Raw genomic sequence first — 12,692 nt, 5'->3', positions numbered from 1 at the left:
CTTCGATACGTGTCGACATTGAGACCACACCCTTGTTCATACTTGTTCAGCGTAGGAGTACGCGCTCAAAGTATGTGAGGCACGACTGTAGCTACGCGATCAATATATGTAAGGTACGCCGCCGATTTGCACACCCGCCAAAGTCTCGGTAATCTTATGCAGGTCGCCACCGATGAGAACCGATCAGGTGAACATCAGATGAAAACTAAATGCGCCCTTAGCTCAGCTGGATAGAGCGTCTGTCTACGGAACAGAAGGTCAGGGGTTCGAATCCCTTAGGGCGCGCAAATTGTTAGGTCTCGGGACACCGTTCATGCGGTATCCCGAGACCTTTTATATTCTCGAGGTTTCACCTCCCGGCACAAGGCCTTGAACGTTGCTTACTTAAAGGTCTTGAACCGCTCCAGCGCCGCATCGCGCCCGTCAAGCTCAGCCCAGACACCATCAAAGTGGAACACACATAACGATGCGGGCGGGTAATGCCCCGCCATGTCCATGACCGCTTGTTCATCTGACTCAGCGGATGCCAGCCGCATTGCAGCATCCTGCACCGCAGGCATGTGCCCGACCACAATCAAACGCGACACCGTTTCCGGCACATGATCAATCGCGGCAATCAGGCCCGCCGCATCAGTCAGATACAAATCAGCATCGAGATACGCACTCGGGGCATCCTCGCCCAGCACCGAAGAGAACATCGCATACGTCGCCCTCGTACGCACCGCATCAGACACCAAGGCCGCGTCCGGCACGAGCCCCTGCCCCAGCACATACTCCCCCGCCCGGCGCGCTTGCTCGCAACCGAACTCGGTGAGCTGACGCATCCGATCCTCCTGCCCCCACGGAGCCTCAGCTTTGCCGTGACGCATGATCAACAGAGTCTTAACTGCCATCTGAATCCCTCGCTTGACATCCAACCGGACCACTTACTCAACACCATTAAATGCGAGCGGGGCAAGGCATCAAGCCTCGCCCCACATCGTGCTGTGGACTGCTCCTCTTTTAGATGGAGTACTCCGGAACCGCCCAGACGGTCACCTCTGGGTGATCATAAAAACGGTAGCCCTGACCGCGGACGGTCCGTACCGTATTGGACAGACGCCCGAGCTTGGCGCGCAAGCGACGGATATGAACGTCGATCGTACGCTCATTCGGGATCTCGTCGGCGCCGCGCCACAAGCTCTCAAGCAACTCCTCGCGCCCCACAGTGCGGGAACCGTTCTCAACGAGGTAGTTCAGAAGTTCAAACTCTTTATGAGTGAGGTTCAGGACGTCCCCGTCGAGCTGCACTTCACGGCGGGAAAGATCAATCAGCACACCCACGGTGTGACGCGCTGGATCAGCGACAGTCGGGACCGGGCGAGCCTGAGCGTTGCCGCTGACAGTTGGGTCGCCCAAGCACTGGCGCACAACGTCGATGTTGCTACCACCGGCGCTTGCGGGCGCGAGCGCTACTGCCGCGTGAGTTTGAGCGTCCGGAACCAGGGTCTGGAGGAACGTCGTGACCTGCGAGGACAAACGCGAAAGCGACGTGCCCGCGTTTGCTGCGGTCTCTTCATCCAGGCCCACATAGACCACGAAACCGCGCGCCGATGTCTCACCGCCGGATTCTGCAGGGTTGTTATGCCTCATAGCTTGACCGGGCATAGGATGCATCCCGTTCTGCCCTTGAGGTACTGGAGCGAGGTTACCCCAGCCGGCCCGACCTAACTCAGCTGCTCGGCGAGCTGCTGCTGCGCGCTTCTGTGCGGCGCGGACAGAGATGTGAACGTATCCGGGGTTGGTGGACATACCTGCTCCTTAGACGCAGCCCCGACACCTTGCCGCCCCGGGGCCCTGCCAACCAAAACTCCAACGCCTAAAAACATACCAATGCGAAGATGACACGATATAACAGAGCGATTTTCACAATGGTCCGAAATTCTGGAACGTTATATGTTTCGGCTCATTTCCTTGTATGACAAGATATTGCTCGCAATATTTCGATATCGCAAGCAAAGTTTATGCAAACGTCTCAGAATGTGAGATACACGCCGATTTTAGTGACGAACCTCACTCCCGGAGGCACTTTGAATCCAAGGCTTTGAATTATCAAAGAGTTTTTGCACATCTACGAACCGACACTATGCAATCTTCGTCACCATGCAACCCGCAACCTTCAGGCCTCAAGGCTGAGAATCATTGCCGGTCGATGAATATTGATTCAATCGGTTGCATATAATTCAGATGCCGCCTTGACAAGAAGGAAGAGCTGATGTAGAAGCGTTACACAGCATTTACATAGGTTTTCCATAGAATTACCTCACCTCTCTCAGGAAAAGTGGTTACATGAGCACTTCTCGTTTCTCCCCTCAAGAGCTACCGCGCCTTGAACACCCAGACGGTTCCCCTATCCGCGCTCTCGTCGTCGATGACGAGCCAACTCTCGCCGATCTCGTAGCGATGGGAGTCCGCATGCTTGGTTGGGAAGCCACTGTGTGTCACGACGGCCTCGAAGCCGTCCAGATGACCCGTGACGTCAACCCAGACATCGTTGTCCTCGACTGGATGTTGCCAGGAATCGAAGGGCCTGAAGTGCTCAAGCGAATCCGCGGATTCAAGCCTGAACTGCCAGCACTGTTCTTGACAGCGAAGGATTCCGCCAACGAACGCATCGAAGGCCTGGCAGTCGGAGGCGACGACTACGTCACCAAACCCTTCAACCTCGAAGAACTCCTCTTGCGCTTGCACCGTCTTGTGCAACGGTCCGGCGCAGCAAGCGCTGACGAGACCGAAATTGTGGTCGGTGACCTCAGCCTCAACACCGCTTCGCACGAAGTGCACCGCGGTGGCGAAGAGATTCAACTCACCGCAACCGAATTCGACCTTTTGAAATACCTCATGGAGAATGCTCGTCGGGTAGTGTCCAAACCACAGATCCTAGAATCAGTGTGGAACTATGGTTTTGACGGACAAGCTAATATCGTCGAGCTATACATCTCATACTTACGCAAAAAAATTGACACAGGCCGCTCGCCAATGATCCACACCGTTCGCGGAGCTGGTTACGTCCTCAAACCTGGAGCGTGATTATCACGTGCGTCACCGCAAGCGCCACCTAGCACGTAAGAATACGCGCATGTCTTTGCGCGTACGCTTGGTGGTCTTGCTAACCCTGATGCTCGCCGCTGGATCCATGATCATCGGCGGGCTGACGCACACCCTCATGGCCGCAAAGCTGTGGGGGCAGCTCGACTCGAGCCTCGCCGCGACCATCGACCGCGCGACCTCCGCCAGCGGGCACATGCCGGTCACCGACGTAAGCAGCCAGCCCGTTGGAACCGTCGTCGCCCTCGTTGCCGACGGCAAGTTCCGTGCCGGCCCCGAAGTCACCGACTCCGTTACCGGCGAGCCTACAAAGCTCTCAGAAGCCGACCGGAAAACCATCATCACCAAAATCGACGAGTTCGAGTACAACCCTCAAAAGACTGAAGGCATCACAGCCACACTCGAGATCGGGGACTACCGGCTCCTCATTGAGCCTGTCGCCTCACGCGATTTGCCAGCATCAACAGTGATGGTCGCAGGGCTGCCCGCTAAACGCACCTACGCGACACTGCGGACGCTCGACCTCACGATGCTGGTGGTCTCCACGATCGGCGTCGTGTTGGTGGGCGCTGTAGGCGGCGCGGTCATACGAGCAACGATGCAGCCGCTCCACCACGTCGTAGACGTCGCAGACTCCATCGCTACCCTCCCACTCACAGAATCCGACGTACACGTCGACCAGCGGGTGAACCGTAACCTTGCCAGCAAACCTACAGAGATCGGGCGCCTCGGTGGAGCTCTGAACCGTTTGCTCGACAACGTCGGAGACGCATTAGAGACCCGCGCCGCATCCGAAATGAAGATGCGCCGCTTCGTGGCCGACGCGTCCCACGAACTGCGCACACCACTGGCCTCGATCCGCGGTTACGCCCAGCTGATCCACGTGACCCACGAGCTCACCCCCGACGGTGAGCGCTCACTCGAACGCCTGATCGGCCAAACCGAGAACATGACCGAACTGGTCGAGCAGCTCTTGCTTCTGAACCGGCTCGAAGAAGGCCACGCCACGACCATCGAAACCGTGGACATGGTCCAGATCGCCGCGAACGTGTACCTGGACTCTCAAGCCGCCTTCGGCGAGCACACATGGGAATTCGACGCGTTCACCGACGGCGACCCTGCCTACGTCGAAGGCGACCCGTCTCAGCTCGCCCGGGTTCTCAGCAACCTTGCCTCCAACGCCGCGAAACACACCAGCGCCGGAACGCAAGTCGACATCACAGTCGGCATCGAACCGACGCAGCTCACCCACGTTCCAGCGCTGTTCAACGCAAGCACCACACAAACGCACGCGGAAGAACGGGCACGCTCGCACAACAGCGGCTACGACGTCGTAGTCCGTGTCCACGACACCGGCGAAGGTATCGACCCAGAGTTCCTGCCGAAAGTATTCGATCGGCTTGCCCGCGCCGACAAAGCGCGCTCCGGTTCAACATCAACCAGCGGCCTCGGTCTGGCCATCGTTAAAGCGATTGCAGAAGCCCACCAAGGCACCATCAACGTTGAATCAGAGCCCGGCAACACCGTCTTCACCATCCGGCTGCCATACTGCCCACCACCTGCGGCAGGCGCGGCAAAGCACCGCGCTGAAACCACACAGCTCGAAGCGCAAGCCCCAGCTGAGGCCCAGGCCGCGATAGAGACGCAAACACCAACCACGGCGCAGGCCCCAGCCACGCGGCAGGAACCGAAGGTTCAAGAGCCTGCCAACGCTAAGGAGCCGGTCTATTCGGCGAGGCCGTACAGGCGATCTCCTGCATCGCCGAGACCAGGCACAATGTAGGCGTTCTCATCCAGCCCTTCATCGAGCGCCGCGATGTAGAGGTTGACGCGGTCATCATCGCCGTAGGCCGCGTTCAGGCGCTCAACGCCCTCCGGGGCAGCGATCAAGCAGATGCACGTGACTTGGTCCGCTCCATGCTCAAAGAGGTAACCGATCGATTCCACGAGGGTTCCGCCGGTAGCCAGCATCGGGTCGATCACGAAAACCTGACGGTTCGACAAATCATCAGGCAGCCGCTCGGCGTACGTGATGATGTCAAGCGTCTCCTCGTTACGAGCCATGCCTAAGAAGCCCACCTCAGCGGTCGGCAACAGCCGCATCATGCCTTCGAGCATCCCCAAACCAGCGCGAAGAATCGGCACGACAAGCGGGGTCGGCTTTGCGAAAGCAACCCCCTTGGTTGTCGCCACAGGCGTCTCAACCGTGACTTCACGGGTGCGGACGTCCCGGGTCGCTTCATACGAAAGCAGTGTGACAAGCTCCTCAGTCAACTGCCGGAAAACCGGAGACGGGGTCGTCTTGTCACGCAAAACCGAAATCTTGTGGGCCACGAGCGGGTGCTCAACAACATGTACGCGCATGAAAACAGGATACCGCCCGAGCAACCATGCCGCCGCCACGGCCGAGTACGCGGCGGGAAGATTCATGGTTTACCGTTGTGAACATGCCGATCAAACCACCCGACGGGGCCAACGCATGGATGGGGGCCGCGCTCGAAGAAGCCCGTGCAGCCGCCCAACACGGCGACATCCCCATCGGCGCGGTCATCGTGGGTCCGGACGGGAGAATCGTTGCCCGCGGCCATAACATCCGCGAACGCGACGGCGATCCGACCGGGCACGCCGAAGTCGTAGCGATCCGTGAAGCTGCACGCGCACTCGCATCCAATGCCGGCAACCCCACCGGTGGCGACGGTGGCGCCGCTAGCGACAGAGGAGACGGCGATGGCGGCGATGGCGGCGATGGCGGCGATGGCGGCGATGGTTGGCGGCTCACTGACTGCACGCTCGTGGTGACGCTTGAACCGTGCCCGATGTGTGCCGGGGCAATCGTGCTCGCCCGCATCCCGCGGGTGATATTTGGTGCGTGGGACGAGAAAGCCGGAGCAACCGGCTCCGTGATGGATATTCTGCGGGAGCCGCGGCTGAACCATCGCGCCGAAGTTTTCGCGGGCGTCCAAGCCGGAGAGTGCCAAGAAATACTCCAGGAATTCTTCGCCACAATGCGTAGCGAACCCTGAACGCTACGTACCGAGGCGCCAGTTCGGTTTGGAAACCGGCCGGGCTATGACATAGAGTGTCCGGAGTTGGTAGCGTGTCCGAGCGGCCGAAGGTGCAACACTCGAAATGTTGTGTGCAGTGACCCTGCACCGTGGGTTCAAATCCCACCGCTACCGCCACAAACAAGAGGTCCCAAGAACACCAGTTCTTGGGACCTCTTGGCTTAATCGATGTCTATTTTATGCACCGTTTGTCTGATGCGCCGCCTGCTTGTCCGCTTTACTTCGCGGCGTGGAAGCCTTTCTTCGCTCGCCCGGTTGATCTCCCGCGACCACCAGTGCGAGCGGGCCCACACATCGACCGAAATCATGATAAACCCGATCGCCGCACCCAACATGGCGCCGCATTGGACGTCTGATAGCCAGTGCACACCCATATAGACACGGGAGAACGCCATCGCGAACATGTAAGCCACACCGAGGATCACGGTGGCCCACCGCAGCCACGTGCGCACAGCCCACCGCAGAACCATTGAGATAGACACACTCACGAGGGCGAACGCGTTCAAAGTATGCCCCGAGGGGAACGACCCGGAATACTCGTAAGGTTGTAGCTGGGTTTCAAGGGGTGGCCGCTGGCGGTTGAACACGTTCTTGATGATCACCGTGGCACTCACCGACAGCGTTGCCGTGAGAGCGAGCATGATCACCGGCCACAGCGACCGTTTGAAATACGCGATAGATCCAGCAAACACGATCATGATGGGCGTGAACACCGGCGTACTACCGATCATGCTGAACACAGGGACGATGTGGGTCCAGGGCTCAGAGCGGGACGCCACGATCCAGTCCAAAATATCTCGGTCCACGGGTAGGCCTGTTGAGTTACGGCCTACATGCCCCAGCAACGTGATGGTAGCTACCAGAGGTATGAGCGCGCTCAACCACAAGATGGAGATGTTCCAACCGGGAAGAGGCACCGGGTGAGGTGCAGGCCGCCCAGATATAGGGCTGAACACTCCGCGGTTGCTCACACGATCACCCCAACCTGTATTGAGGGCTTCAGACTCATCTTCACTTGGGCCTTCGCCTTGTCTTTCATAGTGGCCTTCACGCTGGTCGATCACCAGGTGATGTCAAGTTCCGTGGTTTCTGGTGCCGGGTCTGTCACCAACCGGCCGCTTAAGTGAACGTCGATACGTTCCCCTTTGACAAGGAACTTCTTCCTTTCGACCCCTTCCGGGATGAATCCGGCCAGGGCGGCAACCCGTTGAGAGCCCGGGTTGTTGGCTCTGTAACCTAACTCGAGCCTTTCATATCCTCCGTGATCTAGAGCCCAGTTCGCAACTGTTGCGGCCGCTTGTGAGGTCCAACCACGCTTCCGTGTTGCAGCGTGCATCCAGTACCAGAACCAGCCAACCTTGTTGGCCGCATCGCGGTTTATAGCAACAAGCCCCCACAGGCGGTCATTGTCATCCACGACCGCGAACGCGTCCTTGTCATCGCAAGCGTCCGTGGTGTCGCCGACGGTTTCGGTTGCGGGTTCATCCGTGGTGTCGGGGTCAGCGCTGGATTCCTCGTTGATGAGCGCGGCTACATAGCGGGCCGCTGAAGCGGCGTCGGTGACGTTGCCTTGGCGGATCATCTCTGGGCACGAGGCGAACGCTGCAAGCACCGCATCCGCATCCCCTGCCCGCAAACGGCGAAGACGTGGATGGGTTCCAGGTTCAGGCTCGCGGGAATGACTCATAGGGTTAAGTCTTCCACACGCATGCCAGGATGGTTGTGTGAGTATTAGGGTTCTGGCCGTGGGCCGCAAACATGAGTCGTGGGTTGAAGAAGGCATCGCCCGTTACGAACGCCGGTTGCGTAAGCCGTGGGATGTGCAGTGGGACCTGCTACAGCACAGTTCCAAAGCCGACGATGTTGCACGGGCTGAAGAGTCAGCTCGCCTGCTGAAGAAGATCGGCCACGGCGACTACGTTGTGCTGTTGGATGAACGCGGGAAGATGCTGAACTCACCTCAGTTAGCGAAGGCGTTGCGTGGCCCGATCGACCAAGGTAAGAGAGTGGTTGTGGTGATTGGCGGCGCGTTCGGTGTTGACCAGAGCGTGCACCAGCGGGCGGACCTCGTATGGTCGCTCTCCAACTTGGTGTTCCCCCACCAGCTTGTGCGGTTGATGCTCGTTGAGCAGGTGTACCGATCACAAGAGATCATGGCCGGTAGCGGATACCACCACGTGTGAGGACGCCGTGCGGATCTTCCGTTATCCACAACCGCTAACGCTCCGTTTTTATCCACAATTTTGATAGGAATGTGGTCTACGGCACGTTCTTGTCTTAGGCTCATATCATGCCTGTCGATGCACCTGGGATGCCGCTTCGTTCGTACCGCATTCACCGTTATGTGAATGCGTTTTGTCCCGTATGCCATGAGGAAGACCCTCATAAACCGCTAGCCCAGGTTGAGCGGCTCACCGGTTGGCTTGCCGAATACCCTGACGGGCAAGTGTGGCTGGAACGCGGTTGCCGCAAACACGGTCTGCAGCGGACGCTGTATGACGAATCCGGTGAGATCCTCACCTATCTTGAGCAGTGGACGGCTCCCACCAAAGTGCATACCCCGGACCTTGAGAACAACTTCCTACCGGTTCCGGAAGCCTACGAATATGGTCTTCCCACAATGCAGACCCAGCACACCTGCATCTTGTTGGAAGACATCACAGACCACTGCAACCTCAAGTGCCCCACGTGCTTCGCGTCCTCTTCCCCTGCTGAGTCCTCTGTTGCTCCGCTCGCGGAAGTCCTCGCCTCGGTCGATACGCGTTTGTCCCGCGAAGAGAACCGTATCGACGTGCTCATGCTCTCGGGCGGCGAACCGACGCTGTATCCGTGGCTTGAGCAGCTCATCGAGGAGCTCGCCGCACGACCGGTAGTCCGGATCCTGCTCAACTCCAACGGACTGCGTATAGCCCAAGACCAGGAATTCGTTGATTTCCTAGCCAAGCACCGCGAGCGCCTCGAAGTGTATTTGCAGTACGACGGCGAAGAGGAATGCTCCGTGCGTTACCACCGCGGCGGGGACATCCGGAAGATCAAGTTCGAGGCCCTGGACCGGTTGTCCGAGGCCGGGATCTTCACAACGCTGACCATGACGGCGGCGCTGGGAGTCAACGACCACGAGATCGGCACCGTGATCCGCCGTGCGCTCGACACCCCGTTCGTGGGTGGTGTGACGATCCAGCCGGTCTTCGGGTCTGGACGTTCCGCGGGCATCGACCCGAACAACCGTTTAACGCATACAGGGGTTCTTGCCCGTCTCGAGGAACAGACAGATGGCCTCGTCACGTGGCGGGACATGACCGCGCTACCGTGTTCCCATCCGCACTGCTGCTCACTGGGATACCTACTCAAAGACGATTCGGGCGAATGGTCTTCACTCACGAGCCTCGTGGGCCCTGAGAAACTGAAAGAGTTCCTTGACCTGAACCCTGACATGATCGCCAACCGCATCGCGGATTCCGGGGTCAACAAGACACTCAAGAAACAGGTCAAGCAATCCCTTCTGGATCTGTTCTCTGAGCAGTCCTCGCTGTCTCACCCGTCGATCGGTTCGCTGTGGCGCGACATCTGTGTGGGGTGTGATCTGGGGATCGGAACGCTCGCTAAGCTCGCGGCATCATCCCTGCCTGGGCAACAACACCGGCTACGCCAGTTCATGGGTGAACGCGTCAAACGCATCACGATCAAACCGTTCATGGACATCAACACGATGATCGAAGAACGCCTCACCCAATGCTGTGTGCACGTCGCGACAGTGCGTGAAGGCGCCGACGAGGATGGCAACGCGATCCACCAGTGCGCGCCATTCTGCGCTGTGCAGGCGTGGGCTCCGTTAGGTGAGCGCCGCATCTCCACCGCCACTGGCAAAGCAGACACCGCAAGCACGCCGGCTCATGACTCCGCTGGCCGGCACCGTCTCCCTGTGTCAGTGAAAGTTTCTGACGGGGTGACACGATGAGGGTGCATCATGACTAATAGGGCACACGAGGCGGAGCATTCGTTCATGACGCCGAACACCCCGGCGTTGAATCAACGCGTGACGGACGGGCTACCGGAACCCGTTCAGCCTTTCGACCCGTTACGGCTGTGCATCTTTGCCACGGTCGCATTGCTGACCTGCATTTTCGGGCCACTTTCGCTTCTGTTCTTCTCGATTCTTGGGATTCGCGGCTACACGAGGGCGCGGCGCGAAGGCCTCATGAAATCTAAATGCAAACTGGGCGACACTAAACGTGTGATCGCCTACCTCACCGCACTTGCCGTGCTCGCGGCAGCGCTCACGCCGCTGTGGGTCATGGCTTGGATCAAGATAGTGAGCTGACCATGTATCCACACTTATCTGATTTGATCGGGTTCGAACTCATCCCTGGGGTCCCGTTGGATACCCACTCGGTGTTCGTTGCCATCGCATTATTGCTCGGTTCCGTGGTGTTCTGGATTGAGGCGCGCAGACGCGAACGCCTCAACGAACGCACAGGCGTGCTTGTAGTGGGCGCACTGGCTGGTGCCGCCGTGTTCGCTCGTCTTGGCACATGGGCGCAACACCTGGACCCGCGCGAGAATCTGGGCCTCGCAGAGCAGCTAGCTTATGGCAATGCATCCTTCCTGTCTGCGCTGGTGGGTGCGTGGCTTGGCGTCCATGTTGCGAAGAAGATCATCGGTTATAAAGCCCGCAGCGGTGACTTGTTCGCACCGGCTGTGGCGCTTGCGATGGCTTTTGGGCGTTGGGCCTGCTATTTGACGGAGCGGCCGGGAACCCCCACGGGGAGCGACTGGGGTGTTGTGCTCAACGAACAGCAAGGGGCTCACCTGCACACCCCGGCGGGTGTGGGTTTGCATCCGAGCTTCGCTTACGAATCCGCGTTCCATCTGATCGCATTCTGTGTTCTGTGGTTCTGGCTACGGTTCAAACCGATCGCACCGGGTGAAACCCTCACCCTGTATATCGGGACGTACGCGGTATTCCGGTTCTTCGTCGAGTTTGTGCGCGGCAACGAGATCGCCTGGATGGGCCTCACCCGGCCGCAAATGTTCCTGCTCGTGACGATCCCGATCTTCGCGATCCGCATTATCTACCTCATAAAACGCGGCAAACTCTGGGTCACCGAAACCAGCCGTGATGCTACGGCTGCTCCACGTCTGGCGGCTGTTCACGATGCCGCGGCAGAACACGCTCATGGCCACGTGACGCAACCTGCGCTTGAGGGAGAAACTACCCGTGTGGCAGCACCTGTCCACGCAGGAAACCGCGCGCCTGAAGAAAATGAGGTGCCGGCATGAGCACGAACAACAACACCAACGGCTACGGAGACAGCGAAGACAGCGGCGAACACCACAACGAGAGCAACAACCAGCAGTATGGCATGCCTGGCACTAGCGACGGTTACGGTCCCCCTCGGGATGATGAGCGGGGCAACGATGTGGGCGGATGCGGGCTCATGTTCGCCGGCGCTGTTGTTGGTGTTTTCTTCTCGGTGCTAGTGTCTCCTTTCTTCTTCTTTATGAACCCATTCGTGGGCCCGTTGATTCCACCGATAGGGTTCATCCTCATCGGCATCTCCCTAATCCTGAAAAACGAAAAACACAAATCATTCGGATGGGGGCTCATTGCTGGGCCTTTGGCCAGCATCATCATCTTCTTTGGTCCGTGCGCCCTTATGGCCTTTTCATAGGCTCAGAATGTCCACGTATAAAACTCACTCACCAGAAACTCACAGTCTCCCTGCACTCAGTAGGGTTTCCCACAAGGGGTGATCCGTGCACGAAAACATCCACACACCCAAGCAGACAGAGAAACGACATACAGACCGTCGCGGCGCCTACATCGGTTTTGCTATCGGTTTCGTGGCAACCGGCCTCAGTATGTATGTGCCGCCATTCTTCGCTAACGGGGATATTCTTCCCCTCTTGCTCTTGTCCCCGCTCGTCTACGCAATCATCGGCATAACGATAGCCACGCTGAGCTCTCGTAAACGCCTCGGCTGGGGCATCTTCATAGGAACTGTTGCAGGCTTCATCGTTGTCATCGTGCTCCTGCTCTACTTCCTCGGCAACAGTAAAAACTGAATTAGCTAGCACAGCCACTGTTGCATCTAAACCACCGCTATACCTGCTAGATCTCTTTCCACAAAGGTTGAAACATGAACGAGAACAATCCACCTCCCGAACTGCACACCACACCAGCTCCGGCCCACCAAGAAACCCCATCTCCACGCACACCAAAGCAGACCAAACATCGCCGCCTGGCTTTCCGCCGTACTTTCCTCGGGTTGGCTACCGGTTTCGCACTCTTCCTCCTGTACTATCTTCTGTCGCAGCTAGCCATAGGCCACTACGTATTTCTGCTTCCTCTAGTTTCATTTGGAATCCCAGTGATAGGCATACTGATTGCTCTGCTGACGCCTCACAAACACTTCGGTTTGGGTCTATTCGCCGGATTCGCCATACCCTTCGTTGTAATGTTCATATACGGGGCTTACCTGCTCGCCGACTACTTGAACTGGCCTAACTAACACAGCCCCGCCAACACTTACATTTGCT

15 protein-coding genes and 2 tRNA genes are annotated in these 12,692 nt (G+C 58.3%); 12 read left to right on the top strand and 5 right to left on the bottom strand.

Translation table 11 applies throughout. The features are described 5' to 3' along the window. Positions 1–211: 211 nt before the first annotated feature. Positions 212–285: transfer RNA gene (locus MHJ63_RS01350), tRNA-Arg, on the top strand. A gap of 95 nt (positions 286–380) precedes the next feature. Here MHJ63_RS01350 and MHJ63_RS01345 read toward each other — a convergent pair. Then, positions 381–893 (bottom strand): SixA phosphatase family protein, encoded by a 513-nt coding sequence (locus MHJ63_RS01345; protein WP_239445943.1) that lies wholly within the window; start codon positions 891–893, stop codon positions 381–383. 109 nt (positions 894–1,002) lie between these two features. Continuing rightward, complete coding sequence (locus tag MHJ63_RS01340) at positions 1,003–1,791, bottom strand: winged helix-turn-helix domain-containing protein (protein WP_239445942.1); 789 nt, start codon at positions 1,789–1,791, stop codon at positions 1,003–1,005. Positions 1,792–2,328: 537 nt separating this feature from the next. On the opposite strand from MHJ63_RS01340, the gene MHJ63_RS01335 reads away from it, so the two are divergent. Together MHJ63_RS01335 and MHJ63_RS01330 are read left to right on the top strand one after the other, a co-directional pair. Further along, positions 2,329–3,069, top strand: coding sequence for a response regulator transcription factor (locus MHJ63_RS01335; RefSeq protein ID WP_239445941.1), 741 nt, complete (start codon positions 2,329–2,331; stop codon positions 3,067–3,069). A gap of 49 nt (positions 3,070–3,118) precedes the next feature. Next, entirely contained in the window at positions 3,119–4,870 is a 1,752-nt protein-coding gene (locus tag MHJ63_RS01330) for a sensor histidine kinase (protein ID WP_239445940.1), read from the top strand. On the opposite strand, the gene upp is transcribed toward MHJ63_RS01330, so the two are convergent. Continuing rightward, positions 4,813–5,451 (bottom strand): uracil phosphoribosyltransferase, encoded by a 639-nt coding sequence (gene upp / locus MHJ63_RS01325; RefSeq protein ID WP_035754803.1) that lies wholly within the window; start codon positions 5,449–5,451, stop codon positions 4,813–4,815. The two genes, MHJ63_RS01330 and upp, sit on opposite strands and share 58 nt — an antisense overlap. 83 nt (positions 5,452–5,534) lie before the next feature. On the opposite strand from upp, the gene MHJ63_RS01320 reads away from it, so the two are divergent. After that, the gene (locus MHJ63_RS01320) at positions 5,535–6,110 is read left to right on the top strand and encodes a nucleoside deaminase (protein ID WP_239445939.1); all 576 of its coding nucleotides are present in this window, start codon (positions 5,535–5,537) and stop codon (positions 6,108–6,110) included. A 68-nt stretch (positions 6,111–6,178) separates the two neighbouring features. Beyond that, positions 6,179–6,269: transfer RNA gene (locus MHJ63_RS01315), tRNA-Ser, on the top strand. Between the two features lie 44 nt (positions 6,270–6,313). Here the strand turns inward: MHJ63_RS01315 and MHJ63_RS01310 are convergent. Together MHJ63_RS01310 and MHJ63_RS01305 are read right to left on the bottom strand one after the other, a co-directional pair. After that, the gene (locus MHJ63_RS01310; RefSeq protein ID WP_239445938.1) at positions 6,314–6,958 is read right to left on the bottom strand and encodes a phosphatase PAP2 family protein; all 645 of its coding nucleotides are present in this window, start codon (positions 6,956–6,958) and stop codon (positions 6,314–6,316) included. A gap of 254 nt (positions 6,959–7,212) precedes the next feature. Then, complete coding sequence (locus MHJ63_RS01305; RefSeq protein WP_239445937.1) at positions 7,213–7,839, bottom strand: GNAT family N-acetyltransferase; 627 nt, start codon at positions 7,837–7,839, stop codon at positions 7,213–7,215. Positions 7,840–7,876: 37 nt separating this feature from the next. Between MHJ63_RS01305 and MHJ63_RS01300 the strand changes: the two genes are divergently transcribed. The 7 genes from MHJ63_RS01300 to MHJ63_RS01270 all read left to right on the top strand — a co-directional run bounded on the left by MHJ63_RS01300 (position 7,877) and on the right by MHJ63_RS01270 (position 12,664). After that, entirely contained in the window at positions 7,877–8,335 is a 459-nt protein-coding gene (locus MHJ63_RS01300) for a 23S rRNA (pseudouridine(1915)-N(3))-methyltransferase RlmH (protein ID WP_070490611.1), read from the top strand. Between the two features lie 107 nt (positions 8,336–8,442). Next, positions 8,443–10,110, top strand: a complete 1,668-nt coding sequence (locus MHJ63_RS01295; RefSeq protein ID WP_239445936.1) for a radical SAM protein — start codon at positions 8,443–8,445, stop codon at positions 10,108–10,110. Positions 10,111–10,119: 9 nt separating this feature from the next. Beyond that, on the top strand, positions 10,120–10,473 hold the full coding sequence (locus MHJ63_RS01290; protein WP_239445934.1) for a hypothetical protein: 354 nt from the start codon (positions 10,120–10,122) through the stop codon (positions 10,471–10,473). Between the two features lie 2 nt (positions 10,474–10,475). Beyond that, positions 10,476–11,432, top strand: a complete 957-nt coding sequence (locus MHJ63_RS01285; protein ID WP_239445933.1) for a prolipoprotein diacylglyceryl transferase — start codon at positions 10,476–10,478, stop codon at positions 11,430–11,432. Then, the gene (locus tag MHJ63_RS01280; protein WP_070490613.1) at positions 11,429–11,824 is read left to right on the top strand and encodes a hypothetical protein; all 396 of its coding nucleotides are present in this window, start codon (positions 11,429–11,431) and stop codon (positions 11,822–11,824) included. The genes MHJ63_RS01285 and MHJ63_RS01280 overlap by 4 nt, the downstream gene beginning before the upstream one ends. Before the next feature lie 85 nt (positions 11,825–11,909). Beyond that, positions 11,910–12,218 (top strand): hypothetical protein, encoded by a 309-nt coding sequence (locus tag MHJ63_RS01275; protein WP_035756419.1) that lies wholly within the window; start codon positions 11,910–11,912, stop codon positions 12,216–12,218. A 74-nt stretch (positions 12,219–12,292) separates the two neighbouring features. Beyond that, positions 12,293–12,664, top strand: a complete 372-nt coding sequence (locus tag MHJ63_RS01270) for a hypothetical protein (RefSeq protein WP_070490614.1) — start codon at positions 12,293–12,295, stop codon at positions 12,662–12,664. Positions 12,665–12,692 lie beyond the last annotated feature (28 nt).

The sequence above is a fragment of the Pseudoglutamicibacter albus genome (genome assembly GCF_022346425.1).
GTDB classification, from domain to species: Bacteria; Actinomycetota; Actinomycetes; order Actinomycetales; family Micrococcaceae; genus Pseudoglutamicibacter; species Pseudoglutamicibacter albus.
Note: the sequence above shows the minus strand (reverse complement) of the source record. Positions and strands in the feature narration are given on the sequence as shown.

Excerpts from the sequence above, each read along its gene's own strand:
- MHJ63_RS01335 (WP_239445941.1), top strand. The coding sequence starts at position 2,329 with ATGAGCACTTCTCGTTTCTCCCCTCAAGAGCTACCGCGCCTTGAACAC.
- upp (WP_035754803.1), bottom strand. The coding sequence starts at position 5,451 with ATGCGCGTACATGTTGTTGAGCACCCGCTCGTGGCCCACAAGATTTCG.
- MHJ63_RS01330 (WP_239445940.1), top strand. The coding sequence starts at position 3,119 with ATGTCTTTGCGCGTACGCTTGGTGGTCTTGCTAACCCTGATGCTCGCC.
- MHJ63_RS01270 (WP_070490614.1), top strand. The coding sequence starts at position 12,293 with ATGAACGAGAACAATCCACCTCCCGAACTGCACACCACACCAGCTCCG.
- MHJ63_RS01305 (WP_239445937.1), bottom strand. The coding sequence starts at position 7,839 with ATGAGTCATTCCCGCGAGCCTGAACCTGGAACCCATCCACGTCTTCGC.
- MHJ63_RS01345 (WP_239445943.1), bottom strand. The coding sequence starts at position 893 with ATGGCAGTTAAGACTCTGTTGATCATGCGTCACGGCAAAGCTGAGGCT.
- MHJ63_RS01285 (WP_239445933.1), top strand. The coding sequence starts at position 10,476 with ATGTATCCACACTTATCTGATTTGATCGGGTTCGAACTCATCCCTGGG.
- MHJ63_RS01320 (WP_239445939.1), top strand. The coding sequence starts at position 5,535 with ATGCCGATCAAACCACCCGACGGGGCCAACGCATGGATGGGGGCCGCG.
- MHJ63_RS01295 (WP_239445936.1), top strand. The coding sequence starts at position 8,443 with ATGCCTGTCGATGCACCTGGGATGCCGCTTCGTTCGTACCGCATTCAC.
- MHJ63_RS01280 (WP_070490613.1), top strand. The coding sequence starts at position 11,429 with ATGAGCACGAACAACAACACCAACGGCTACGGAGACAGCGAAGACAGC.
- MHJ63_RS01290 (WP_239445934.1), top strand. The coding sequence starts at position 10,120 with ATGACTAATAGGGCACACGAGGCGGAGCATTCGTTCATGACGCCGAAC.
- MHJ63_RS01340 (WP_239445942.1), bottom strand. The coding sequence starts at position 1,791 with ATGTCCACCAACCCCGGATACGTTCACATCTCTGTCCGCGCCGCACAG.